At 71.1% G+C, this 25386-nt stretch carries 18 protein-coding genes and 1 pseudogene; 12 read left to right on the top strand and 7 right to left on the bottom strand.

The features are described 5' to 3' along the window. Positions 1-128 precede the first annotated feature (128 nt). The 4 genes from SGLAU_RS06785 to SGLAU_RS06770 form a co-directional block, all read right to left on the bottom strand. Positions 129-1745, bottom strand: a complete 1617-nt coding sequence (locus tag SGLAU_RS06785; protein ID WP_043499253.1) for a glycerol-3-phosphate dehydrogenase/oxidase — start codon at positions 1743-1745, stop codon at positions 129-131. Positions 1746-1806: 61 nt separating this feature from the next. Then, positions 1807-3345 (bottom strand): glycerol kinase GlpK, encoded by a 1539-nt coding sequence (glpK, locus tag SGLAU_RS06780; RefSeq protein ID WP_043499251.1) that lies wholly within the window; start codon positions 3343-3345, stop codon positions 1807-1809. Positions 3346-3408: 63 nt separating this feature from the next. After that, positions 3409-4197, bottom strand: coding sequence for an MIP/aquaporin family protein (locus tag SGLAU_RS06775; RefSeq protein ID WP_043499249.1), 789 nt, complete (start codon positions 4195-4197; stop codon positions 3409-3411). A gap of 1050 nt (positions 4198-5247) precedes the next feature. Continuing rightward, on the bottom strand, positions 5248-6012 hold the full coding sequence (locus tag SGLAU_RS06770; protein ID WP_043499247.1) for an IclR family transcriptional regulator: 765 nt from the start codon (positions 6010-6012) through the stop codon (positions 5248-5250). Positions 6013-6341: 329 nt separating this feature from the next. Between SGLAU_RS06770 and metH the strand changes: the two genes are divergently transcribed. From metH to SGLAU_RS06750, 4 genes are all read left to right on the top strand, one after another. Next, positions 6342-9854 (top strand): methionine synthase, encoded by a 3513-nt coding sequence (gene metH, locus SGLAU_RS06765; protein WP_043499246.1) that lies wholly within the window; start codon positions 6342-6344, stop codon positions 9852-9854. Between the two features lie 149 nt (positions 9855-10003). Then, positions 10004-10705, top strand: coding sequence for an HAD family hydrolase (locus SGLAU_RS06760; protein ID WP_043499244.1), 702 nt, complete (start codon positions 10004-10006; stop codon positions 10703-10705). A 423-nt stretch (positions 10706-11128) separates the two neighbouring features. Next, positions 11129-12733 carry an ABC transporter substrate-binding protein gene (locus tag SGLAU_RS06755; RefSeq protein ID WP_043499242.1) on the top strand — a complete coding sequence of 535 codons (1605 nt, stop codon included), beginning with the start codon at positions 11129-11131 and terminating at the stop codon, positions 12731-12733. 69 nt (positions 12734-12802) lie between these two features. Further along, a complete protein-coding gene (locus SGLAU_RS06750) occupies positions 12803-14383 on the top strand; it encodes an ABC transporter substrate-binding protein (protein ID WP_043499240.1) in 1581 nt (526 codons plus the stop codon). Between the two features lie 72 nt (positions 14384-14455). On the opposite strand, the gene SGLAU_RS06745 is transcribed toward SGLAU_RS06750, so the two are convergent. Both SGLAU_RS06745 and SGLAU_RS06740 read right to left on the bottom strand, forming a co-directional pair. Continuing rightward, positions 14456-15127, bottom strand: a complete 672-nt coding sequence (locus SGLAU_RS06745) for a response regulator (protein WP_043499238.1) — start codon at positions 15125-15127, stop codon at positions 14456-14458. 14 nt (positions 15128-15141) lie between these two features. Continuing rightward, positions 15142-16089 carry a RecB family exonuclease gene (locus tag SGLAU_RS06740; RefSeq protein ID WP_043499236.1) on the bottom strand — a complete coding sequence of 316 codons (948 nt, stop codon included), beginning with the start codon at positions 16087-16089 and terminating at the stop codon, positions 15142-15144. A gap of 174 nt (positions 16090-16263) precedes the next feature. Here SGLAU_RS06740 and SGLAU_RS06735 point away from each other — a divergent pair, with 174 nt between their 5' ends. The 3 genes from SGLAU_RS06735 to SGLAU_RS06725 all read left to right on the top strand — a co-directional run bounded on the left by SGLAU_RS06735 (position 16264) and on the right by SGLAU_RS06725 (position 19761). After that, entirely contained in the window at positions 16264-18012 is a 1749-nt protein-coding gene (locus SGLAU_RS06735; protein WP_043499234.1) for a site-2 protease family protein, read from the top strand. Between the two features lie 58 nt (positions 18013-18070). Next, a complete protein-coding gene (locus SGLAU_RS06730) occupies positions 18071-18973 on the top strand; it encodes a tRNA (adenine-N1)-methyltransferase (RefSeq protein WP_043499232.1) in 903 nt (300 codons plus the stop codon). Between the two features lie 212 nt (positions 18974-19185). Further along, entirely contained in the window at positions 19186-19761 is a 576-nt protein-coding gene (locus tag SGLAU_RS06725; protein WP_043499230.1) for a hypothetical protein, read from the top strand. Between the two features lie 58 nt (positions 19762-19819). Here SGLAU_RS06725 and SGLAU_RS06720 read toward each other — a convergent pair whose 3' ends face one another. Continuing rightward, positions 19820-20125: a ferredoxin gene (locus SGLAU_RS06720; protein ID WP_043499229.1), complete on the bottom strand. Its 306-nt coding sequence runs from the start codon at positions 20123-20125 to the stop codon at positions 19820-19822. A gap of 245 nt (positions 20126-20370) precedes the next feature. Between SGLAU_RS06720 and arc the strand changes: the two genes are divergently transcribed. From arc to prcB, 5 genes and pseudogenes are all read left to right on the top strand, one after another. Further along, on the top strand, positions 20371-22137 hold the full coding sequence (gene arc, locus SGLAU_RS06715) for a proteasome ATPase (RefSeq protein WP_043499228.1): 1767 nt from the start codon (positions 20371-20373) through the stop codon (positions 22135-22137). A gap of 233 nt (positions 22138-22370) precedes the next feature. Beyond that, a complete protein-coding gene (dop, locus tag SGLAU_RS06710) occupies positions 22371-23882 on the top strand; it encodes a depupylase/deamidase Dop (RefSeq protein WP_366459278.1) in 1512 nt (503 codons plus the stop codon). Positions 23883-24051: 169 nt separating this feature from the next. After that, positions 24052-24270: a ubiquitin-like protein Pup gene (locus SGLAU_RS06705; RefSeq protein WP_043499226.1), complete on the top strand. Its 219-nt coding sequence runs from the start codon at positions 24052-24054 to the stop codon at positions 24268-24270. A 148-nt stretch (positions 24271-24418) separates the two neighbouring features. Further along, a pseudogene (locus tag SGLAU_RS33420) lies at positions 24419-24573 on the top strand (endonuclease domain-containing protein); the annotation flags it as partial. Further along, positions 24525-25370, top strand: coding sequence for a proteasome subunit beta (prcB, locus tag SGLAU_RS06700; RefSeq protein WP_043499224.1), 846 nt, complete (start codon positions 24525-24527; stop codon positions 25368-25370). The pseudogene SGLAU_RS33420 and the gene prcB, both read left to right, overlap by 49 nt. Positions 25371-25386: the final 16 nt, after the last annotated feature.

Below are 25386 nucleotides of genomic sequence, written 5' to 3'. Positions count from 1 at the left end.
GTACGGGCATGGCGGAGGGGGCGGCTCCGCCGGTGCGGAGCCGCCCCCTCGGCGGGGCCCGGCCCCCCTGTGCGGAGGGGGCCGTTCCTCGGGTGCCGGCTGCGGTCAGGGAAGTGCCGGCACCGGGTCTACTTCTCGTCGAGCAGGTCCTGGACCTTCGCGCGGATCTCGTCCGTGGCCAGACCGCGGATGGTCAGCGTGGTGCGGCGGCGCAGCACGTCGTCCGCGGTCTCCGCCCACTCGTGGTCGCGGGCCCAGACGACCTGCGCCCAGATCTCCGGCGCGTCCGGGTGGACCCGCCGGGCCAGCTCCGGGTCGTCGTTGGCGAGGCGGGCGATGTCGAAGGCCAGCGAGCCGTAGTGGGTGGCCAGGTGCCGGGCGGTGTCCGCCGCCATGCGCGGGCCGGGCGCCGGGCCGTCGGCGAGCAGCCGGTGGGCGACCGCGCGCGGGTTGGCGACACCGGGCAGCGGCAGCTTCTTCGGCAGCGACGAGATCGGCTCGAAGTCCTCGCCCAGCGGGTGGCCCGGCAGCGACTCCAGCTTCTTCATCACCGTGCGGCCGATGTGCCGGAAGGTCGTCCACTTGCCGCCCGCGACGGACAGCATGCCGCCCCGGCCCTCGGTGACGACCGTCTCGCGCTTGGCCTTCGCGGTGTCGCCGGGGCCGCCCGGCAGCACCCGCAGACCGGCGAACGCGTAGGTGATCAGGTCGCGGTCGAGCTGCTGGTCGCGGATGGAGAACGCGGCCTCGTCGAGGATCTGGGCTATGTCCTTGTCGTTGACCGCGACGTCCGCCGGGTCGCCCTCGAACTCCTCGTCGGTGGTGCCGAGGAGCAGCATGTCCTCCCAGGGGAGGGCGAAGGTGATGCGGTACTTGTCGATCGGGGTGGCGAGCGCCGCCTTCCACGGGGAGGTCCGCTTCAGGACCAGGTGCGCGCCCTTCGACAGCCGGATCGACGGGGCGGCGTCCGGGTCCTCCATCCGGCGCAGGTGGTCGACCCACGGGCCGGTCGCGTTCAGCACCAGACGGGCGTTCACACCGAACTCGTCGCCGGACAGGCGGTCCTTCAGCTCGGCGCCCGTCACCCGGCCCTTGGTGAAGCGCAGGCCGGTGACCTCGGCGTGGTTGAGGACGACCGCGCCCGCCTCGACGGCCGCGCGGACCGTCATCAGGGCCATGCGGGCGTCGTTCATCTGGTCGTCGCCGTAGACGGCCACGGCCTTCAGGTTCTCGGTGCGCAGCTCGGGCACGTCCGCCGCGGCCTTGGCGGGGGAGAGCAGGTGGCCCACGCCGTCGCCGAACGCCGACAGCATCGAGTAGGCGAAGACGCCGGCCCCGAGCTTCGCGGCGCCGTGCGGCCCGCCCTTGTACACGGGGAGGTAGAAGGTGAGCGGGTTCGCCAGGTGGGGGGCCACCTGGCGGGAGACCGCACGGCGCTCGAAGTGGTTCTCCGCCACCAGCTTCACCGCGCCGGTCTGCAGGTAGCGCAGACCGCCGTGGAGCAGCTTGGAGGAGGCGGAGGAGGTGGCACCGGCGAAGTCGCCGGCGTCGACCAGCGCCACCCTGAGCCCGGACTGCGCGGCGTGCCAGGCGGTGGAGATGCCCAGGATGCCGCCGCCGATCACAAGGAGGTCGTACGACGCCTTGGCGAGCCGTTCCCGGGTCTCGGCGCGGCTCGGGTTCGAGCCGGAGGCCGGGTGCGTACCGAGGGCGGGCACGGACTGCAGGGTGGACTGACTGGTCATGTCGGGTTCTTACTCCTCATCAGAGCTCGGCGGAGAACTCGCTCCCGAAGCCGGGCTCGGGTCAGTTCTCGTCCTCGAGCCAGCCCATGGTCCGTTCGACGGCCTTGAGCCAGTTCTTGTACTCACGGTCGCGGATCTCCGCGTCCATGCGGGGGGTCCACTCGGCGGCCCGCCGCCAGTTGGCGCGCAGGTCGTCGGTGCTGGTCCAGAAGCCGACGGCGAGGCCGGCGGCGTAGGCGGCGCCGAGGCAGGTGGTCTCGGCGACCATCGGGCGCACCACGGGGGCGTCCACGAAGTCGGCGAGGGTCTGCATCAGCAGGTTGTTGGAGGTCATGCCGCCGTCGACCTTGAGGGCGGCCAGCTCCACGCCGGAGTCCTTCGTCATGGCGTCCGCGATCTCGCGGGTCTGCCAGGCGGTGGCCTCCAGCACGGCACGGGCCAGGTGCGCCTTGGTGACGTACCGGGTCAGGCCGGCGATCACACCGCGGGCGTCGGAGCGCCAGTAGGGGGCGAACAGGCCGGAGAAGGCGGGCACGAAGTAGGCGCCGCCGTTGTCCTCGACCGACAGCGCGAGCGTCTCGATCTCGGCGGCGGTGGAGATCAGGCCCATCTGGTCGCGCATCCACTGCACCAGGGAGCCGGTGACGGCGATCGAGCCCTCCAGGGCGTAGACCGGCCGGTCGTCGCCGATCTGGTAGCCGACCGTGGTCAGCAGGCCGCTGTAGGAGTTGATGATCTTGTCGCCGGTGTTCATCACCATGAAGGTGCCGGTGCCGTACGTCGACTTGGTCTCGCCCTCGGAGAAACAGGTCTGGCCGAACAGGGCCGCCTGCTGGTCGCCGAGCGCGGAGGCGACCGGGATGCCCCCGAGCAGCTCGCCGAGGCGGCCGCCGGTGATCTCGCCGTACACCTCGGCGGAGGAGCGGATCTCCGGGAGCATCGCGGTCGGCACCCCGATGGACTCGGCGATCTTCTCGTCCCACCGCATGGTGTGCAGGTTCATCAGCATGGTGCGGGAGGCGTTGGTGACGTCCGTGACGTGCTTGCCGCCGTCCACGCCGCCGGTCAGGTTCCAGATGACCCAGGTGTCCATGGTGCCGAAGAGGATGTCGCCGGCCTCGGCGCGCTCGCGCAGCCCGTCGACGTTGTCCAGCAGCCAGCGGGCCTTGGGGCCGGCGAAGTAGGAGGCCAGCGGCAGGCCGGTCTCGCGGCGGAAGCGGTCCTGACCGACGTTGCGGCCCAGCTCCTTGCAGAGGGCGTCGGTGCGGGTGTCCTGCCAGACGATGGCGTTGTGGACCGGCTCACCGGTGTTCCGGTCCCACAGCACGGTGGTCTCGCGCTGGTTGGTGATGCCGATGGCCTTGATGTCGTCGCGGGTGATGCCGGCCTTCTCGATGGCTCCGGCGACGACCTCCTGGACGTTGGTCCAGATCTCGGTGGCGTTGTGCTCGACCCAGCCCGGCTTGGGGAAGATCTGCTCGTGCTCCTTCTGGTCGACGGAGACGATGCGGCCGTCCCGGTCGAAGACGATGCAGCGCGAGGAGGTCGTGCCCTGGTCGATGGCGGCGATGAACGGGCCGGCGGTGTGCGCGTCGGTCACGGTGTGCTCCTGGGGATTCACGGAAACGGTCTGCTGTGGTGCGCTGTTGCTTCAGCGGATGCTCTAGGCGAAAGCCAGCCTGTACAGGCCTGCCGCGATCGCGGCGCCGATCAGCGGGCCCACGACCGGGATCCAGGCGTAGCCCCAGTCGGACCCGCCCTTGTTGGGCAGGGGGAGCAGTGCGTGCACGATGCGCGGGCCGAGGTCGCGCGCGGGGTTGATGGCGTATCCGGTGGGACCGCCCAGCGAGAGGCCGATGCCGACCACGACGAGCGCGGTGATCAGCGCGCCGAGGGTGCCGAGGCCGTTGCCGTTGTCGTTGAGGCCCTGGGTGAGGACCGCGAGGACGAGCACGAAGGTGCCGATGATCTCGGTGGCGAGGTTCATCACCACGTTGCGCACCTCGGGGCCGGTGGAGAAGACGCCGAGGACCGGTCCGGCCTGGGCCTCCCGCGCCTCCACGGCCTTGGTGGACTGGGTGCCCGGACCGCCGACGATCTCGCGGTCCGTGAGGTGGGCGTGGAACTGGCCGTAGTAGGCCACCCAGGCGAGGGTGGCGCCGATCATGGCGCCGAGCAGCTGTCCCGCGAAGTAGGTGGGGACGTTGCTCCAGTCGTTGTCCTTGATCGCGATACCGAGCGTGACGGCCGGGTTCAGGTGGGCGCCGGACAGGGGCGCCGAGATGTAGACGGCCGTGAGCACCGCGAAACCCCACCCGAAGGTGATGGCGAGCCAGCCGGCGTTGCGGGCCTTGGAGGCCTTGAGCACGACGGCGGCGACAACGCCGGCGCCGAGCAGGATGAGTATGGCGGTACCGATGGTCTCGCCGATGAAGATGTCGGAGCTGGACACCCGCGACTCCTTTGTCCTTCGTCCAGGGGAAGCCGAACCCCGTGTCCCTACGGAGGTTCCGCGCCCTCGGGGGTGAGAGCGATGCCGGCCCTTGGCGTTGTCACACTCTAGCGCTTATTGCCGGTAGGTGTTCGACAATGCCGACCGATGGACGGGAGTCTTGTCGGGCGGTCGCACATGCGTCAAGGGTTCCGTTATCGAATACCCGATCGTTATTGATCGCGGTGACTTATCGATCTTCGATGCCGCACTGGGCAGGGGCGTGCCCGGTTTGTCCGCCCCGTTCGATCTCAGAGTACGGCGATCACCGCAACCCCGTCCGGTGTCCCGGCGGGTGGTGCCGTCACCGCCCCGTACGGCGCCCCGCGCCCGGGCCGCGCGCCATGAGCGGCCCCCGGCCCGCCGCAGCTCCGGAAGGGCCTCGCGCCCGGCCGTGCGCGCGGAGGCGGCCCGCGCTCCGGTTCCAGGTCGGCGAGCGCCCGCGCCCGGCCGTGCGCCGACAGGCGGCCCGTGGGTGGTGCGCTCGTAAGCGGCCTTCCGCCCGGCCTCCAGGTCCGGAAGGGGCCGCGCCCCGCCATAGGCCGGAAGCGCCCGCGCCCCGGGTCGTGTGCTCAGGAGCGGCCCGCGCCGCAGTCGCGCGCCCGGAAGCGGCCCAGGCCCCGGCTCCAGGTCCCGGAAGGCGCCCGCGCCTCGCCGTAGGCCGGAAGCGGCCCCGGCCCGGCCGTCCGCGCGGAAGCGGCCCTCTGCCTGGCCCAGGTTCGGAAGGGGGCCGCGCCCCGCCGCAGGCCGGTGCGCCCGGCTCCAGTCGCGTGCTCAGCAGTGGCCCCGCGCGGCAGCCGTGCGCCCGGAAGTGGCTCCCGCCAGGGCCGTACGTGCAGAAGCGACCCAGGCCCCGCCCCCGAGTCTGGGAGGGGCCGCGTCCCGCCGCAGGCCGAAGCGCCCGCGCCCCGGTCGTGTGCTCAGCAGTGACCGGCGCGCCTCAGCCGCGCGCCCACGGCCGCCTACGCCCCGGCCGCACACCCCGAAGCGCCCCGCGCCCCGGTCGTGTGCTCAGAAGCGGCCCGCGCCCAGGTCCCGCGACACCGCGCGGGCGCAGTCCCGTACCGCGGCGATCAGTTCCGGGCGCAGTTCGCCGTCCCGGCACACCCGTTCCACCGCGCCGGTGATGCCGACCGCGCCGACCGGCATCCGGCGCCGGTCGTGGATGGGCGCGGCGATCGAGGCCACGCCCTCCCAGGTCTCCTCCACGTCGGCCGCGTAGCCACGCGCGCGTGTGACGTCGAGGATCTGCTCGAAGGGGGCCAGGTCGCAGACGGTGCGGTCGGTGAAGGCCTTGCGGTCGGCCTCGACGGCCTCGCTGTGGGCGACCGGGTCGTACGCCGAGAGGACCTTGCCGAGCGCCGTGGAGTGCAGCGGCTGCATGGCGCCGATCTCCAGCACCTGCCGGCTGTCGTCCGGCCGGAAGACGTGGTGGACGATGAGCACGCCCTGCTGGTGCAGCACCCCCAGGTAGACGCTCTCGCCGCTGGAGCGGGCCAGGTCGTCCGTCCAGACCAGGGCCCGGGCGCGCAGCTCGTGCACGTCCAGGTAGGTGGTGCCCAGGCGCAGCAGCTCCGCGCCCAGCTGGTAGCGGCCGGAGGTCTCCTCCTGCTCCACGAAGCCCTCCTGCTGGAGGGTGCGCAGGATGCCGTGCGCGGTGCCCTTGGCGAGCCCCAGGGCCGAGGCGATGTCGGACAGGCCCAGCCGCCGCTCGCCGCCCGCGAGCAGTCGCAGCATCGCGGCTGCCCGCTCGAGCGACTGGATGTTCCGTGCCATCGCCGTCCTGCCTCCGTCCCCTTCGACCGTCGAGCCGCGACGTCGCTGCCGCTGTTCGGCAATGTCGAACACTACCGGTCGATGCCGACCTCCCGCCAATGGTCGGTCGTCGACCGTCTGCCACGAGTCCACCACGGTGGCCGGATCCGGACGGCCCGGTTCTCCGCCCGTCCGCCCGGCCCGGCCCGTTCGTCCGCGTCGTGGACGCCCCTGACCATAGGCCCCCGCCGCCGGTTACCCTGACGGCGTGCGCCCGCCCCGGGACGGCCCCCCGCCGTGCCCGGAGGTGACGCAAAGCCGACAGCCGTCGCATCTCAGGGAGCCCTTACATGGCCTCGTTGCCGCCGACCCCTACCGCCGACAGCCGGACCCGTGCGTCCGCGCTCCGAGAGGCGCTCGCCACCCGTGTGGTGGTCGCCGACGGAGCCATGGGCACGATGCTCCAGGCCCAGGAACCCACCCTCGAGGACTTCCAGAACCTGGAGGGGTGCAACGAGGTCCTGAACGTCACCCGGCCCGACATCGTCCGCTCGGTGCACGACGCCTACTTCGCGGTCGGCGTGGACTGCGTGGAGACCAACACCTTCGGCGCCAACCTCACCGCGGCGGCGGAGTACGACATCGCCGGGCGCGTCCTCGAACTGTCCGAGGCCGGTGCCCGCATCGCCCGCGAGTCCGCCGACGCGCACACCGCCCGCGACGGCCGGCAGCGCTGGGTGCTCGGCTCCATGGGCCCCGGCACCAAGCTGCCCACCCTCGGCCACACCACCTTCCGCGCGATCCGCGACGCCTACCAGCAGAACGCCGAGGGCCTGCTGGCCGGCGGCGCCGACGCGCTGATCGTCGAGACCACCCAGGACCTGCTGCAGACCAAGGCGTCGGTGATCGCCGCCCGGCGCGCCATGGCGGTCGCCGGGTACGACGTACCGCTGATCGTCTCGGTGACGGTGGAGACCACCGGCACCATGCTCCTCGGCTCGGAGATCGGCGCCGCGCTGACCGCGCTGGAGCCGCTGGGCATCGACATGATCGGCCTGAACTGCGCGACCGGTCCGGCCGAGATGAGCGAGCACCTGCGCCACCTGTCCCGGCACGCACGTGTCCCGCTGTCCTGCATGCCGAACGCCGGCCTGCCCGAGCTGACCAAGGACGGCGCGCACTACCCGCTCACCGCCCCGGAGCTGGCGGACGCCCAGGAGGGCTTCGTCCGCGACTACGGCCTGTCCCTGGTCGGCGGCTGCTGCGGCACCACGCCGGAGCACCTGCGCCAGGTGGCCGAGCGCGTCCACGGCCTGCGGCCGGTCGAGCGCGACCCGCGCCCCGAGCCGGGCGCCGCCTCCCTCTACCAGTCGGTGCCGTTCCGCCAGGACACCGCCTACCTCGCGATCGGCGAGCGCACCAACGCCAACGGCTCGAAGAAGTTCCGCGAGGCCATGCTCGCCGGCCGCTGGGACGACTGCGTGGAGATGGCCCGGGAGCAGATCCGCGAGGGCGCGCACATGCTCGACCTGTGCGTCGACTACGTCGGCCGGGACGGCGTCGCCGACATGGAGGAGCTGGCCGGCCGGTTCGCGACCGCCTCCACCCTGCCGATCGTGCTGGACTCCACCGAGGTCGAGGTGATCCGGGCGGGCCTGGAGAAGCTGGGCGGCCGCGCGGTGATCAACTCGGTGAACTACGAGGACGGCGACGGCCCCGACTCCCGCTTCGCCCGGGTCACCCGGCTGGCGCAGGAGCACGGCGCCGCGCTGATCGCCCTCACCATCGACGAGGAGGGCCAGGCCCGCACGCCGGAGAAGAAGGTCGAGATCGCCGAACGGCTGATCGCCGACCTGACCGGCAACTGGGGCATCCGCGAGGAGGACATCCTCATCGACACCCTGACCTTCACCATCTGCACCGGTCAGGAGGAGTCCCGCAAGGACGGCATCGCCACCATCGAGGCGATCCGCGAGCTCAAGCGCCGCCACCCGGACGTGCAGACCACCCTGGGTCTGTCGAACATCTCCTTCGGCCTGAACCCGGCCGCCCGGATCCTGCTGAACTCCGTCTTCCTCGACGAGTGCGTCAAGGCCGGCCTGGACTCGGCGATCGTGCACGCGTCGAAGATCCTGCCGATCGCCCGCTTCGACGAGGAGCAGGTGCGGACCGCGCTGGACCTGATCTACGACCGCCGCGCCGAGGGCTACGACCCGCTGCAGAAGCTCATGCAGCTCTTCGAGGGCGCCACCGCCAAGTCGCTCAAGGCCGGCAAGGCCGAGGAGCTGGCCGCGCTGCCGCTGGACGAGCGCCTCAAGCGCCGCATCATCGACGGCGAGCGCAACGGCCTGGAGCGGGACCTCGACGAGGCCCTGGAGAGCCGCCCGGCGCTGGAGATCGTCAACGAGACGCTGCTCGACGGCATGAAGGTGGTCGGCGAGCTGTTCGGCTCCGGCCAGATGCAGCTGCCGTTCGTGCTCCAGTCCGCGGAGGTCATGAAGACCGCCGTGGCCTACCTGGAGCCGCACATGGAGAAGACCGACGAGGACGGCAAGGGCACCATCGTGCTCGCCACCGTGCGCGGCGACGTCCACGACATCGGCAAGAACCTCGTCGACATCATCCTCTCCAACAACGGCTACAACGTCGTCAACCTCGGCATCAAGCAGCCGGTCTCCGCCATCCTGGACGCCGCCGCCGAGCACCGGGCCGACGTGATCGGCATGTCCGGGCTGCTGGTCAAGTCCACGGTGATCATGAAGGAGAACCTGGAGGAGCTGAACGCCCGGGGCCTGGCCGCCACCTACCCGGTCATCCTGGGCGGCGCCGCCCTCACCCGGGCCTACGTGGAGCAGGACCTGCACGAGATCTACGAGGGCGAGGTCCGCTACGCCCGTGACGCCTTCGAGGGCCTGCGCCTGATGGACGCGCTCATCGGCGTCAAGCGGGGCGTCCCCGGCGCCAAGCTGCCCGAGCTGAAGCAGCGCCGGGTGCGCGCGGCGACCGTGCAGGCCGAGGAGCGCCCGGAGGAGGGCCACGTCCGCTCCGACGTCGCCACCGACAACCCCGTCCCGGCCCCGCCCTTCTGGGGCACCCGCGTCGTCAAGGGCATCCAGCTCAAGGAGTACGCGAGCTGGCTGGACGAGGGGGCCCTGTTCAAGGGGCAGTGGGGCCTGAAGCAGGCCCGCACCGGCCAGGGACCGACGTACGAGGAGCTGGTGGAGACCGAGGGCAGGCCGCGGCTGCGCGGCCTGCTGGACAAGCTCCAGTCGGAGAACCTGCTGGAGGCGGCCGTCGTCTACGGCTACTTCCCGTGCGTCTCCAAGGACGACGACCTGATCATCCTCGACGACGCCGGCCACGAGCGCACCCGGTTCACCTTCCCGCGCCAGCGCCGCGGCCGCCGCCTGTGCCTGGCCGACTTCTTCCGCCCGGAGGAGTCGGGGGAGCGGGACGTGGTCGGCCTCCAGGTGGTCACCGTCGGCTCCAGGATCGGCGAGGAGACCGCGAAGCTCTTCGCCTCCGACGCCTACCGCGACTACCTCGAACTGCACGGCCTGTCCGTGCAGCTGGCCGAGGCGCTGGCCGAGTACTGGCACGCCCGGGTCCGCTCCGAGCTGGGCTTCGCCGGGGAGGACCCGGCCGACATCGAGGACATGTTCGCGCTGAAGTACCGCGGCGCCCGCTTCTCCCTCGGCTACGGCGCCTGCCCCGACCTGGAGGACCGCGCCAAGATCGCGGAGCTGCTCCGGCCGGAGCGCATCGGCGTCCACCTCTCGGAGGAGTTCCAGCTGCACCCCGAGCAGTCGACGGACGCCATCGTCATCCACCACCCCGAGGCCAAGTACTTCAACGCACGCTGACGTCCCGCGGGGCGGCCGGCACCGGCCGTCCCGCGCTCCGGACGGCCGAACGAGGCGGATCGTCCGCGTGCGTCGTACACTGGTCGGTCCACCGCAGGCCGGTTCCCGCACGGGAACCGGCCTGCTCGTCCCTCAAGGAGGTACGCCGGATGACGACCACCGTCCCCGCGCTCGGCACCCGCACGGCCGAAGGCTCCGCCCTGCAGGCCGTGCTCCTCGACATGGACGGGACCCTGGTGGACACCGAGGGCTTCTGGTGGGACGTCGAGGTCGAGGTCTTCGCGGCCCTCGGGCACACCCTCGACGACTCCTGGCGCCATGTCGTGGTCGGCGGTCCCATGAGCCGCAGCGCGGGGTTCCTCATCGAGGCCACGGGCGCGGACATCACCCTCGCCGAATTGACCGTCCTGCTCAACCAGGGCTTCGAGGACCGGATCGACCGCTCGCTGCCGGTGATGCCCGGCGCCGCCCGGCTGCTGGCCGAGCTGGCCGCGCACGAGATCCCCACGGCCCTCGTCTCGGCCTCCCACCGGCGCATCATCGACCGGGTGCTCACCTCCCTCGGCCCCCAGCACTTCGCGCTCACCGTGGCCGGTGACGAGGTGCCGCGCACCAAGCCGCACCCGGACCCGTACCTTCTGGCCGCCGCCGGGCTGGGCGCGGATCCGGCCAGGTGCGCGGTCGTCGAGGACACGGCGACCGGGGTCGCCGCGGCCGAGGCAGCCGGCTGCCGGGTGGTCGCGGTGCCGTCCGTCGCGCCCATCGCCCCCGCCGCCCGGCGGACCGTGGTGTCCTCGCTGGAACAGGTGGACCTCGCATTTCTGCGCGGCCTGATGACGGAAATGCGCTAGCTCTTCACCCGCTGTGCAGCCCCGATTGGCCCGGAATTCACCGCGCGCGCCCACGAGGGAATTGAAGCCGTTCGAGTGGCCGAATTCCGGCGCCACCGCCCCCGCTCGGTCGTGTGAGGTTCGCCACGCCGACGGGGCCGGGCGCGTCGTCCCTCGTGGGATCGTTGCCCGCTTCCTGCGGGTTGGGCCGTGACCTTGTGTCCCGATTGGTGGATCGCTGACACGAATCCTTCCGCTGTCGGGTTTTCGGTGCGTCCACGCCCGGTTTCGCTCCGTGATGGCCGTCCGGCTCCGGTGCCCGCGAACCCCGTCGCGGGGGCGCACTAATCTCATCGCGAGAACATCACCCCCTGAACCCGTGCTCCGCGGCGCCACCCCTGCATGCCGGATACACGGACTCGACAGCTCTGGAGAAACTCGAGCATGAACCGCAAGACTTTGGTGCTGCCGGCCGTGGTCGGCCTGCTCGCGCCCGCGCTCGCCGCCTGCGGCGGGTCCGACAGCGGGGGCGGCGGCGGCGACGCGATCGCCGTCGGCACCACGGACCGGTTCATCGCCTCCAAGGACGCCCCGGCCCCCCTCGACCCGGCCTACGCCTACGACGTCGGCACCTGGAACGTACTGCGCCAGACCGTGCAGACGCTGATGATCCAGCCGCGCGGTGAGGGCGAGCCCGTCCCCGAGGCCGCCGAGAGCTGCGGCTTCACGGACACCGGCAACGAGCGCTACTCCTGCCGGCTGCGCGACGACCTGACCTTCGCCAACGGCGACCCGGTCACCGCGGCCGACGTGAAGTACTCCATCGACCGCGCCCGCTCCCTCAAGGCCGACAGCGGTGTCTTCGCCCTGCTGTCCACCATCGACACCGTCGAGACGCAGGGCGACCGCGAGGTGATCTTCCACCTCAAGACCGCGGACGCCACCTTCCCCTACAAGCTGTCCACCCCGGTCGCCGGCATCGTCAACCCCGACGACTACCCCAAGGACAAGCTGCGCGACGGCTTCGCCGTGGACGGGTCCGGCCCGTACACCCTGGAGGCCGAGGAGAAGAACGGCGAGCTGGTCAAGGCCGTGTTCACCAAGAACCCCGACTACAAGGGCGCCTTGACGGTGAACAACGACAAGGTCGAGCTCGTCTCGTTCGCGGACGCCGACGCCATGGGCGAGGCCCTCGAAAAGGGCGACATCGACCTGATGAGCCGCACCATGACGCCGCAGCAGATCCAGCGGCTGGGCACCGACGCCCCCGAGGGCGTCGACCTCGTCGACATGCCCGGCCTGGAGATCCGCTACCTGGCCTTCAACACCGACGCCCCGGCCGTGCGCAGCAAGGCCGTGCGCCAGGCCATGGCCCAGATCGTCAACCGCGGCGAGCTCGTCTCCAAGGTCTACGGCTCCCAGGCGGAGCCGCTGTACTCGCTGGTCCCGGCCACCATCACGGGGCACTCCAACGCGTTCTTCAACGAGTACGGCGACCCGAGCGTCGCCAAGGCCCGCGCCCTCCTCGCCGAGGCCGACATCACCACCCCGGTCAAGCTGACGCTGCACTACACGACCGACCACTACGGCTCGGCCACCAAGCAGGAGTTCGAGCTGCTGAAGAAGCAGCTCGACGACAGCGGCCTGTTCGACGTCGACATCCAGGGCACCCCCTGGTCGACCTTCCGTCCCGCCGGGCAGAAGGGCGCCTACGAGGTCTACGGCATGGGCTGGTTCCCGGACTTCCCCGACGCCGACAACTTCATCGCGCCCTTCCTCGACAAGGACAACTTCCTCGGCTCGCCGTACGCCAACAGCCAGATCCGCAACAGCCTGATCCCGCAGTCGCGCCGCGAGGCGGACCGTATCGGCGCCGCGGACAGCCTGACCCGGATCCAGGACATCGTCGCCCAGGACGTCCCGGTGCTGCCCCTGTGGCAGGGCAAGCAGTACGTGGCCGCGCGGGACGACATCACCGGTGCCGCGTACGCGCTGAACTCCCTTTCCACCCTCCAGCTGTGGGAGCTCGGCCGCGGTGTGAGCGGCTGACACCTCCTCACCCGTGCCCGGGCGACGGACGGACCCCGGGACTTCGAGAACGACGTAAGGCACACGCACGTGAACATGCGCAAGCAGTGGCCCGTCCTGCCCCTCGTGGCGGGGCTGGCCTCCGGCCTGCTGACCGGATGCGGTACGGAGAACGGTGGCGCGGGGGAGAGCGGCTCCTCCATCGTCATGGGAATGTCCGACGACGTCCTGGCGACGGACCCCGCCTCCGGTTACGACCCCGGATCCTGGCTGTTGTTCAACAACGTCTTCCAGTCCCTGCTCAGCTTCCCCAAGGGCGGCACCGAGCCGGAGCCCGAGGCCGCGCAGCAGTGCTCCTTCACGGACACCGCGACCAAGGTGTACGAGTGCACGCTCAAGGACGGGCTGAAGTTCAGCAACGGTGACCCGCTCACCTCCGAGGACGTCAAGTTCTCCTTCGACCGCCTGCTGAAGATCGGCGACCCGGACGGTCCGGCGATCATGTTCCCCATGCTCGACTCGGTCGAGACGCCGGACGCCAAGACCGTCGTCTTCAGGCTGAAGGTCCCCGACGCCACCTTCCCCAGCAAGATCGCCTCCGGTGCCGGCTCCATCGTCAACCACCGCGAGTACGACGGCAGCAAGCTCCGCGAGGACGGCCAGGCGGTCGGCTCCGGCCCCTACAAGCTCGACTCCTTCGACGAGGACCGGGCCGTCTTCTCGGTCAACGAGCACTACCAGGGCAACGCCGAGCCCGCGAACTCCGGCGTCACCATCAAGTTCTTCCACGGCGACCGCACCGCGCTGAAGCAGGCCCTGCTCGACGACGAGATCGACATCGCCTACCGAGGCCTGAGCGCCGCCGACATCGCCGACATCGAGAAGGCCGACTCCGACGCCGGCGTCGAGGTCATCGAGGGCACCAGCGCCGAGGTCCAGCACCTGGTCTTCAACATGGACGACCCGGTGGCCGGCAAGCTCTCGGTCCGCAAGGCGATCGCCCATCTGATCGACCGGGACGCCCTCATCGAGGACGTCTACCAGGGCACCGCCACGCCGCTCTACTCGATCATCCCGGCCGGTATCGGCGGCCACAACACGGCCTTCTTCGACACCTACGGCGCCAGCCCCTCCAAGGCCAAGGCCGCCGCCGCCCTGAGCGCCGACAACATCACCGGCAAGGTGAAGCTGACCCTCTGGTCCACGCCGTCCCGCTACGGCCCGGCCACCGACGAGGAGCTGCAGGCCATCGCCGGCCAGCTCAACGCCAGCGGCCTTTTCCAGGCCAAGGTCAAGTCGGTGCCCTTCGACCAGTACGAGAAGGACATCGAGGCCGGCAAGTACGGCGTCTACGTCAAGGGCTGGGTGCCCGACTACCCCGACGCCGACAACTTCACCGCGCCGTTCTTCGGCAAGGGCAACGTGCTCGGCAACAACTACGCCAACGACACCATCACCGGCACGCTGATCCCGCGCACGGCCGCCCAGTCGGACCGCGCGGCCACCGACAAGGACTACGGCGTGCTGCAGGACATCGTCGCCGACGAACTGCCCGTCCTGCCCGTCTGGCAGGCCAAGCAGTACGCCGTCGTCCGCGACGGCGTGTACGGCCTGGAGTACTGCCTGGACGCCTCGACGGTGTTCCGGTTCTGGGAGCTCAGCAAGAGCTGAGCCGGCGGGACCACGCGAGGGGCGGCCCCTCCTCCGGGAGGAGGGGCCGCCCCTCGTCGTGTCCGCCGCGTCCTACTGGGCGCCGGGGCGCACCAGCCCGCTCTCGTACGCGTACACCGCGGCCTGCACCCGGTCGCGCAGCCCCAGCTTGGTCAGGACGTGCCCGACGTGCGTCTTCACCGTCGTCTCGCTGACGAACAGGTCCGCGGCGATCTCGGCGTTCGACAGGCCCCGCGCCACCAGCTTCAGCACCTCCACCTCGCGGTCGGTGAGGGTGTTCAGCGCGTCCGGCACGGGCTCGTCCCCGGACGGCAGGTGCGTGGCGTACTTGTCCAGCAGCCGGCGCGTGATGCTCGGCGCGAGCATGGCCTCACCGGCGGCCACCACCCGGATCGCCTGCACCAGTTCATGGGCGGGCGCGTCCTTCAGCAGGAAGCCGCTGGCTCCGGCCCGCAGCGCCTCCACCACGTACTCGTCCAGGTCGAAGGTGGTCAGCACCAGCACCTTGGCCGGGCCGTCCCGTCCCGGGCCGGTGATCTGGCGGGTGGCCTCCACACCGTCCATCCGCGGCATGCGGATGTCCATCAGGACCACATCGGGCTGCAGGGCCCGCACCTGGTCGAGGGCCTGGAGGCCGTCCCCGGCCTCGCCGACGACCGCGATGTCCTGCTCGGCCTCCAGGATCATCCGGAAGCCCGTGCGCAGCAGCGGCTGGTCGTCGACCAGTAGGACACGGATGGCCACGTGAGTCTCCTTCGCTAGTCCGGCCCCATTCTGCCCTGCTCGGACGTAACCACGGGGAGCGGGTACGGCGGGGGAGTGCCGCCGAACTCCGGGCAGTGCGCCTGGTGGTCGCACCAGCCGCACAGCTTGGTCCGGCGCGGCCGCCAGTCACCGGTCTCGGTGGCCAGCCGGATGGCCTCCCACAGCGCGAGCAGCTTGCGCTCCACCCGCTCCAGGTCCGCCACGACCGGGTCGTACGTCAGCACGTCGCCGCTGCCGAGGTAGACCAGCTGGAGCCGGCGCGGGACGACGTTCTTCAGCCGCCACACGACCAGCGCGTAGAACTTCATCTGGAACAGCGCGTCCTCGGCGTACTCCGGCCGGGGCGCCTTGCCCGTCTTGTAGTCGACGATCCGCACCTCGCCGGTGGGCGCCACGTCGACCCGGTCGATGATCCCGCGCAGCCGCAGGCCCGACTCCAGCTCCGCCTCGACGAACAGCTCCCGCTCGGCCGGCTCCAGCCGGCTCGGGTCCTCCAGCGTGAACCAGCGCTCCACCAGCCGCTCCGCCTCGCCGAGCCAGCGGGCCAGCCGCTCGCCCTCCGGGTCGTCGGCGAACAGCTCGGCCAGCTCCGGCCGGGACTCGCGCAGCCGGTCCCACTGACCCAGGAGCAGCGCCTTGGCACGCGGCGCCGTGCGCTCCCCGGCGGGCACGTCGAACAGGCGTTCCAGCACTGCGTGCACCAGCGTGCCCCGGGTCGCCGCCTCGCTGGGCTTCTCCGGCAGCCGGTCGATCACCCGGAACCGGTACAGCAGCGGGCACTGCATGAAGTCACCGGCCCGCGACGGGGAGAGGGAGGCGGGGGCCACGGCGCGCGGCGCGGGGATCTCCGCGGCGGCCGCCGTCGCCACGGCCGTGCCGGTCCCGGCCTCCGCCGTACCGTCGCTGTGGGCTCCCGTGCCGCCCTCGGTGCTCGTCTCCATGCCCACAGACCTTACGGCCCGCCACTGACAGTGACCCGGTCGCGGTCGTGTTCACCCCCGGCGACCGGGGAAGCAGAGGGGTGCCGAGGCGGAACGCGTCCCGACGGCCGCATACCATCGACCAGAGACCTTCCGCCCGGCAGGTGCGGGACACGCTTCGAACGAGGGGACATCGTGGACGAGAGCGGCGGGAGCGGGCGGCCGCGGTCGGGCGACGGCAACTCGACCGATCACGCGTCACCGGCCCTCCACCCCACCCCCGACCCGGCGGAACCGGCCCCGGCCGGCACCCGCGGTCCCTCCGGCGAGCCCGCCCGCGCACCGGCGGAATCCCCGGCCGAGCAGCCCGCGCCCGGACCCGGACCCGGACCCGCGCCCGGACCCGCCGAGGATGCCGCCGCCCCCGCCCCCGGGGACCACGCCGCGGAACGCCGCCCCGCTGCCGCCGCCGACGGTGACGAACGGCACCCCGGACCGGCGGACCCGCCTCCCGGCGCCGACGCGGCCCCCGCCCCGGACCCGGCCGCCCCCGGCACGGAGGAACCCCCCCGAGCCCACACGGCACCGGGCCCCGCCACGGCCCCGTCCGACCCGTCCGGGCCCCGGACGGACCAGGACGGCCCCGCGGGCCGGGCCGGTGACGCCGGTCGCCGTGACGACGGCGGGACCCGCCTGGACAAGACCCCAGCCCCAGCACCGGCCTCCGCGCCGGCCGACGACCACGAGCGCGCCCACGCCCGCTCCGGTGCCCACGGCTCCCCGCACCGGCCCGAGCCCGGCGGCGGTCTGCTGATGGGGCGGCCGTTCGGCGTGCCGGTCTACGTGGCGCCCAGCTGGTTCCTCGTGGCGATCCTGATCACCTGGGTCTTCGGCGGCCAGCTGGACCGCGTGCTGCCCGAGCTGGGGGCCGCGCGCTACCTGGTCTCGCTCTTCTTCGCGGTCGCCTTCTACGCCTCCGTGCTCGTCCACGAGCTGGCGCACACGATCGCCGCACTCCGTTTCAAGCTCCCGGTCCGCCGGATCCAGCTGCAGTTCTTCGGCGGTGTCTCCGAGATCGAGAAGGAGGCCGAGACGCCGGGCCGGGAGTTCGTGCTCGCTTTCGTCGGCCCGCTCCTCTCCCTCGTCCTCGCCGGCGTCTTCTACCTGGCCATGCTGGCCGTCGAGCCCGGCACGGTCCCCGGTGTCCTGCTGGCCGGCCTGATGATCTCCAACCTGATCGTGGCCGTGTTCAACCTCCTGCCGGGCCTGCCGCTGGACGGCGGCCGGATGCTGCGCGCCGTGGTCTGGAAGATCACCGGCAAGCCCATGAGCGGCACCATCGCCGCCGCCTGGATCGGCCGCGCCCTCGCCGTCTCCGTCCTGATCGGCCTGCCGCTGCTCACCCAGTCCGGCGTCCTCGGCTCCGACGCCGAGGACAACGTCGGCATGGACACGGTCCTCGACGCGCTGCTCGCCGCGATCCTCGCCGCGATCATCTGGACCGGCGCCGGGAACAGCCTGCGCGTCGCCCGCCTGCGCGAGCACCTGCCGGAACTGCGCGCCCGCGCGCTCACCCGCCGCGCGGTGCCGGTCCGGGCGGACACCCCCCTCTCGGAGGCGCTGCGCCGCGCCAACGACGCCGGGGCCCGCGCCCTGGTCGTCGTCGACACCGAGGGCACCCCGGTCGCCCTGGTCCGTGAGGCCGCCATCGTCGGCGTCCCGGAGCACCGCCGCCCCTGGGTCGCCGTGAGCGGCCTCGCCCAGGAGCTGACCGACGGGATGCGCGTCTCGGCCGAGCTGGCCGGCGAGGACCTGCTGGAGGCCCTGCGCGCCCACCCCGCCACCGAGTACCTGGTGGTCGAGGAGACCGGTGAGATCTACGGCGTCCTGTCCGCCGCCGACGTCGAGCGCGCCTTCGTCAGGGCGATGGCGAGGCCGAGCTGAGCACCGCCCGCCAGGAGCGGTGGTCCGCGGCTCCGGCAAACCCCGGTAGTCTGTTCACATGTCCGAACCGACCGGTGCCGCCCGCCGCCGCGGGCCCTTCAAGGTCGGGGACCAGGTACAGCTGACCGACCCCAAGGGCCGCCACTACACGTTCACGCTCGAGGCCGGGAAGAACTTCCACACCCACAAGGGTTCCTTCCCGCACGACGAGCTGATCGGCGCTCCCGAGGGCAGCGTTGTCCGTACGACGGGGAACGTCGCCTATCTCGCGCTGCGCCCCCTGCTCCCCGACTACGTCCTGTCCATGCCCCGCGGGGCAGCCGTCGTCTACCCGAAGGACGCGGGGCAGATCCTCGCCTTCGCCGACATCTTCCCCGGCGCCCGCGTCGTGGAGGCCGGCGTCGGCTCCGGCTCGCTCAGCAGCTTCCTGCTGCGGGCCATCGGTGACCAGGGCATGCTGCACTCCTACGAGCGCCGCGAGGACTTCGCCGAGATCGCCCGGCAGAACGTGGAGCGCTACTTCGGCGGCCCGCACCCCGCCTGGCAGCTCACCGTCGGCGATCTCCAGGACAACCTGAGCGACACCGACGTCGACCGCGTCATCCTCGACATGCTCGCCCCGTGGGAGTGCCTGGAGGCCGTCTCCAAGGCACTGGTCCCCGGCGGCATCCTGTGCTGCTACGTGGCGACCACCACCCAGCTCGCGCGGACCGTCGAGTCCATCCGCGAGATCGGCTGCTTCAACGAGCCGACCGCGTGGGAGACGATGATCCGCAACTGGCACATCGAGGGCCTGGCGGTCCGCCCGGACCACCGGATGATCGGCCACACCGGCTTCCTCCTCACCGCCCGCCGCCTCGCGGACGGGGTGGAGCCGCCGATGCGCCGCCGCCGCCCCGCCAAGGGCGCCTACGGCGAGGACTACGCGGGTCCCAACGCCGACGGAGGCGCCGGCCGCTGAGGCGGTCCCGTGCGCGCACAACGTCACGGCGCCGTGGCCGAGTTCCCGCCCCGCGCGCGGAACTCGGCCACGGCGCCGTGACGTTGACACACCCGCGAGCACCCGGCCGCCGACGGCCGCCTCCAGGTTCCACCCCCGCCGTTCCCCTGCCCTGTGACGTGTGGCACCATGCTGGCCACCCCACCGGCACAGCCCCACAGGAGACACTCCTAGTGCAGCAATCCGCGGTCCCGGAACTGGCACACACGCGCACCCGCCCGATCCACTGGCTGGCCACCGCCACCGCGCTCGCCGGTGTCGTGGCCCTCTCCTCGGTCCTGCAGCCGGACGCCGCCACCGCCGCCCAGAGACCGGGCCCGCGCACCCAGTCCGCCCCCGCGGCCGCCGCGCCCGCCACCGACGGAGTGGCCTTCCCCCTCGAATGCGGCCCCGTAGAGGCCGTGGTGGAGCGCAAGGCGTCCGGGGACCTCGACGGCGACGGCCGGGCGGAGACGGTCGCCGTGGTGCACTGCGACGCCGGCATCAGCACCCCGCCCGACGGCGTCTACGTCCTCACCCGCGGCGCGGACGGGGCACGCGTGCGCGTGGTGGCCACCCTGGTCGACCCCGAGGACCGCCACACGGTCGAGGACTTCGCCGTCGGCGAGGGCGCGGTCACCGCGACCCTGCTCGGCTACTCGTCCGTCGACGTGCCCACCTGCTGCCCGGACACGGAGGAGCGGGTCAAGTGGCACTGGAAGAACGGAGCGTTCGTCCGCTCGTCACCCGCGGAGGCCCGCAGCGTCTGACGGCCGCCACCGCGGCGTGTGACCAACCAGACAGCGGTGACGCACCGTAAAGATCAGGTCACTGTGCGTCCGGACCGTAGACTTCGACCCTGTCCGAAACCCGACGCACGTGGATGCACTCGCCGGGACACTCCCTGGCCGAGTCGATCACGTCCGTGAGGAGCGGCAGCGGTACGGGCGTTGTGGCGCCGGGGGCCTGGAGCAGCTCGTCGGCGCCGCTCTTCACATAGGCCAGACCGTCGATGTCCAGCTCGAACACCTCGGGCGCGTACTGCGCGCAGATGCCGTCGCCGGTACAGAGATCCTGGTCGATCCAGACCTCCAGAGCCTCGCCGTCGACTCCGGCCTCCTGCTGCACGGTCATCTCTCCTGCCGTTTTCTGTGCCGAGCCGCACGGGAATCCGGCCAGCTCTGGCGGGTGTTGAACGGTTCGACCCTACCTCTGGTCGCTTTCCAATCGCGTTCGGTGGGTATTCCCCTGGCGTGAGGGAGAGCGCAAGGGTGAAGATCGGACACACCCCGACCGTCTTTGTGATCTAGGGGTTTCAATCGACACCCACCCAGGTAGGGTCTGGAAGCGTCCAGCTCCCCTTGGAGGAGGTGAGGACCGTGGCAGCCCACGACGACGACATGAACCGCGGCATCCGCCCGGGACGCGGGTCCGACGACCCGGCCGGGCAGATCGCCTATCTTGAGCAGGAGATCGCCGTCCTGCGACGCAAGCTCGCCGACTCTCCGCGACACACGAGGATTCTCGAAGAGCGGATCGTCGAGCTGCAGACCAATCTGGCCGGCGTGTCCGCGCAGAACGAGCGACTCGCCAATACGCTCCGCGAGGCCCGCGACCAGATCGTGGCCCTCAAGGAGGAGGTCGACCGGCTCGCGCAGCCGCCGGCCGGCTTCGGTGTCTTCCTCGCGGCGAACGAGGACGGCACGGCGGACATCTTCACCGGGGGCCGCAAGCTCCGCGTGAACGTCAGCCCCAGCGTCGAGCTGGACGAGCTCCGGCGCGGCCAGGAAGTGATGCTCAACGAAGCGCTCAACGTGGTCGAGGCCATGGAGTTCGAGCGCGTCGGGGACATCGTCACCCTCAAGGAGATCCTGGAGGACGGCGAGCGCGCCCTGGTGCTCGGGCACACCGACGAGGAGCGGGTGGTGCGGCTCGCCGAGCCGCTGCTGGACGTCACCATCCGCCCCGGCGACGCCCTGCTGCTCGAACCCCGCTCCGGCTACGTCTACGAGGTCGTGCCCAAGAGCGAGGTCGAGGAACTCGTCCTCGAAGAGGTCCCCGACATCGGCTACGAGCAGATCGGCGGCCTCGGCAACCAGATCGAGGCCATCCGCGACGCGGTCGAGCTCCCGTACCTCTACCCGGACCTGTTCAAGGAGCACGAACTGCGGCCGCCGAAGGGCGTCCTGCTCTACGGGCCCCCCGGATGCGGCAAGACGCTCATCGCCAAGGCGGTGGCCAACTCGCTGGCCAAGAAGGTCGCCGAGGTGACCGGCCAGGCCGCGGGCAAGAGCTTCTTCCTCAACATCAAGGGCCCCGAGCTGCTCAACAAGTACGTCGGTGAGACCGAGCGGCAGATCCGCCTGGTCTTCCAGCGGGCCCGGGAGAAGGCCAGCGAGGGCACCCCCGTCATCGTCTTCTTCGACGAGATGGAGTCCCTCTTCCGCACCCGGGGCTCGGGCGTCAGCTCGGACGTGGAGAACACCATCGTCCCCCAGCTGCTCGCCGAGATCGACGGTGTGGAGGGCCTGCAGAACGTGGTGGTGATCGGCGCCTCCAACCGCGAGGACATGATCGACCCCGCGATCCTGCGGCCCGGCCGGCTCGACGTCAAGATCAAGATCGAGCGTCCGGACGCCGAGGCGGCCAAGGACATCTTCGGGAAGTACCTCACCGAGCGCCTCCCGCTGCACGCCGAGGACCTCGGCGAGCACGGCGGCGACCGGGGGGCGTGCGTCCAGGCCATGATCCAGACGGCCGTGGAACACATGTACGCCGAATCCGAGGAGAACCGCTTCCTGGAGGTCACCTACGCCAATGGCGACAAGGAAGTCCTCTACTTCAAGGACTTCAACTCCGGCGCCATGATCGAGAACATCGTGGGCCGGGCCAAGAAGATGGCGATCAAGGACTTCCTCGAGCACCAGCAGAAGGGCCTGCGGGTCTCCCACCTCCTCCAGGCGTGCGTGGACGAGTTCAAGGAGAACGAGGACCTGCCGAACACCACCAACCCGGACGACTGGGCCCGGATCTCCGGCAAGAAGGGCGAGCGGATCGTTTACATCCGCACCCTCATCACCGGAAAGCAGGGCGCGGACACCGGGCGCTCCATCGACACGGTGGCGAACACCGGACAGTACCTGTAAAACGCGGGGCGGCTGCGGGTGCCCTCGCCGGGTACCCGCAGCCGCCTGTTTTTCAGGCCACGGCTGGAGCAGGCAATGACGCAAATGATCTCCCCACCAGCGCAAAGGCGTTCTAGGCTCTTCCATACCGCCGAGTCGCGCAGTGCGGGGACGGGCACCGCATTCGCAACAGAGCGCCGGCGGTATCTGAGCGAGGCCCACGACCGAGGGCTCCGCCGGGCAAGGAGGGCCGCATGACCGTACGGCGAGTAATGGGCATCGAGACGGAGTACGGAATCTCCGTCCCCGGCCACCCGAACGCCAATGCCATGCTCACCTCGTCCCAGATCGTCAACGCCTACGCGGCGGCGATGCACCGGGCCCGCCGGGCCCGCTGGGACTTCGAGGAGGAGAATCCGCTGCGCGACGCGCGGGGCTTCGACCTCGCCCGCGAGGCCGCCGACTCCAGCCAGCTCACCGACGAGGACATCGGCCTGGCCAATGTGATCCTCACCAACGGCGCCCGGCTCTACGTCGACCACGCCCACCCCGAGTACAGCGCGCCCGAGGTCACCAACCCGCGCGACGCCGTCCTGTGGGACAAGGCCGGCGAACGGATCATGGCCGAGGCCGCCGAACGGGCCGCTCAGCTCCCCGGCGCCCAGCCGATCCACCTCTACAAGAACAACACCGACAACAAGGGCGCCTCCTACGGCACGCACGAGAACTACCTGATGAAACGGGAGACCCCGTTCTCGGACATCGTGCGCCACCTGACGCCCTTCTTCGTGTCCCGGCAGGTCTTCGCCGGCGCGGGCCGCGTCGGCATCGGCCAGGACGGGCACGAGCACGGCTTCCAGCTCAGCCAGCGCGCGGACTACTTCGAGGTCGAGGTGGGCCTGGAGACCACCCTCAAGCGCCCGATCATCAACACGCGTGACGAGCCGCACGCCGACGCGGAGAAGTACCGCCGCCTCCACGTGATCATCGGCGACGCGAACCTGTCCGAGATCTCGACCTACCTGAAGCTGGGCACCACGGCCCTGGTCCTGTCCATGATCGAGGACGGCTTCATCGCCGTCGACCTGGCCGTCGACCAGCCGGTACGGACCCTCCACCAGGTCTCGCACGACCCGTCCCTCAAGCGGCTGATCACCCTGCGCAGCGGCCGGACACTCACCGCGGTGCAGCTCCAGATGGAGTACTTCGAGCTGTCCCGCAAGTACGTGGAGGAGCGGTTCGGGGCCGACGCCGACGAGCAGACCAAGGACGTCCTCGCCCGCTGGGAGGACACCCTCAACCGGCTCGAGCGCGACCCCATGAGCCTCGCCGGCGAGCTGGACTGGGTGGCCAAGCGGGAGCTGATGGAGGGCTACCGGCGCCGCGACAACCTGGACTGGGACGCGGCCAGGCTGCACCTGGTCGACCTCCAGTACGCCGACGTGCGCCCCGAGAAGGGCCTGTACAACCGTCTGGTGGCCCGCGGCCGGATGAAGCGGCTGCTGGACGAGGCGGAGGTCTCCCGGGCCATGCTGAAGCCGCCGGAGGACACCCGCGCGTACTTCCGCGGGCGCTGCCTGGAGCAGTACGCCGACGACGTGGCCGCGGCGTCCTGGGACTCCGTGATCTTCGACCTCCCGGGCCGGGACTCCCTGCAGCGCGTCCCAACCCTGGAACCGCTTCGCGGAACGCGTAATCACGTCAAGGAGCTCCTGGACCGCTGTCGCACGGCCGAGGACCTGGTCAAGGTGCTCTCCGGCGGCTGAGCGGGTACCCGGGGGGAGCCGGCCGGGCGGGGTGGAAACCACCGGCTCAGGGAATCATCGAGGTGGGCCCCGTACGTTGCAGAAACTGCGGGGCCATCGTAGGACCCGGCGAGTAGGGTCTGATCTTGACCGAGCAACTGTGTCGGGCGAACCGAGCGGGGTGAGGGTTATGGCGACCAAGGACACCGGCGGCGGACAGCAGAAGGCCACCCGGTCCAGCGAGGAGGTCGAGGAGCAGGCGGCGGAGTCGCAGGCTTCCGAGGACCTCAAGGAGCGGCACGAGAAGCTCAGCGACGACGTCGACTCCGTCCTCGACGAGATCGACGACGTGCTCGAGGAGAACGCCGAGGATTTCGTGAGGTCCTTCGTTCAGAAGGGTGGCCAGTAAAGGCAGCCTCCCTCATCCGCCTTTGAAACGAAGGCCGGAGAGGGCGAGGGAACGCCCGGAAGCAGTACACCGGCGCGGTGCCGGGAGCGGGTGGCGGGGTGTCCCGCCGTGCGCGACCGGTGCCGCGCCGTCGTGACCGTCTCCGCTTCCGCCGCCGCATGTGGATCACCGCCCGTCGGCGGGTAGGGTCCGTGGCGTACTGTGCTTCAACTGCAATTCCGGCCTCGGCCTGTTGACTACTTGGAAGGAAACGCGTGGAAGCCAACACTCGTAGCACCGGGCGTCTGCCGGCAGCCTTCCTGACGCCTGGATCCTCCTCGTTCATGGACTTCCTCTCGGAGCACCAGCCCGAGCTGCTGCCCGGCAACCGGCAGCTGCCGCCCACCCAGGGAGTGGTGGAGGCGCCGCACGGCACGACCATCGTCGCCGTCTCCTTCCCCGGCGGTGTCGTGCTCGCCGGCGACCGGCGGGCGACGATGGGCAACGTCATCGCCCAGCGGGACATCGAGAAGGTGTTCCCGGCGGACGAGTACTCGGCGGTCGGCATCGCCGGCACCGCCGGACTGGCCGTCGAGATGGTGAAGCTGTTCCAGCTCGAACTGGAGCACTTCGAGAAGGTCGAGGGGGTGCAGCTCTCCCTGGAGGGCAAGGCGAACCGGCTCTCGACGATGATCCGCTCCAACCTGGGCATGGCCATGCAGGGCCTGGCCGTCGTACCGCTCTTCGCGGGCTACGACCTGGACCGCGCCAAGGGCCGCATCTTCTCCTACGACGTGACGGGCGGCCGTTCCGAGGAGCAGGGCTACGCGGCCACCGGCTCCGGCTCGATCTTCGCGCGCGGCGCCATGAAGAAGCTCTTCCGCGACGACCTGACCGAGGACGAGGCCACCACCCTCGTGGTGCAGGCCCTGTACGACGCGGCAGACGACGACTCGGCGACCGGCGGTCCCGATGTCGCCCGCCGGATCTACCCGATCGTCACCGTGATCACCGAGGACGGCTACCGCCGGCTCACCGAGGACGAGTCCTCGCGGATCGCCCGCTCCGTGCTGGAGCGGCGTCTCGAGCAGCCGGACGGCCCGCGGGCCTCCCTGCTCTGACCGCGGGCGCTTTGTT

It is taken from the genome of Streptomyces glaucescens, from assembly GCF_000761215.1.
Lineage (GTDB): Bacteria > Actinomycetota > Actinomycetes > Streptomycetales > Streptomycetaceae > Streptomyces > Streptomyces glaucescens_B.
Note: the sequence above shows the minus strand (reverse complement) of the source record. Positions and strands in the feature narration are given on the sequence as shown.

Bases quoted from the DNA above. Each gene is read 5' to 3' on its own strand.
- SGLAU_RS06785 (WP_043499253.1), bottom strand. From the start codon at position 1,745: ATGACCAGTCAGTCCACCCTGCAGTCCGTGCCCGCCCTCGGTACGCAC.
- SGLAU_RS06770 (WP_043499247.1), bottom strand. From the start codon at position 6,012: ATGGCACGGAACATCCAGTCGCTCGAGCGGGCAGCCGCGATGCTGCGA.
- metH (WP_043499246.1), top strand. From the start codon at position 6,342: ATGGCCTCGTTGCCGCCGACCCCTACCGCCGACAGCCGGACCCGTGCG.
- SGLAU_RS06760 (WP_043499244.1), top strand. From the start codon at position 10,004: ATGACGACCACCGTCCCCGCGCTCGGCACCCGCACGGCCGAAGGCTCC.
- SGLAU_RS06755 (WP_043499242.1), top strand. From the start codon at position 11,129: ATGAACCGCAAGACTTTGGTGCTGCCGGCCGTGGTCGGCCTGCTCGCG.
- SGLAU_RS06740 (WP_043499236.1), bottom strand. From the start codon at position 16,089: ATGGAGACGAGCACCGAGGGCGGCACGGGAGCCCACAGCGACGGTACG.
- SGLAU_RS06730 (WP_043499232.1), top strand. From the start codon at position 18,071: ATGTCCGAACCGACCGGTGCCGCCCGCCGCCGCGGGCCCTTCAAGGTC.
- SGLAU_RS06720 (WP_043499229.1), bottom strand. From the start codon at position 20,125: ATGACCGTGCAGCAGGAGGCCGGAGTCGACGGCGAGGCTCTGGAGGTC.
- dop (WP_366459278.1), top strand. From the start codon at position 22,371: ATGACCGTACGGCGAGTAATGGGCATCGAGACGGAGTACGGAATCTCC.
- SGLAU_RS06705 (WP_043499226.1), top strand. From the start codon at position 24,052: ATGGCGACCAAGGACACCGGCGGCGGACAGCAGAAGGCCACCCGGTCC.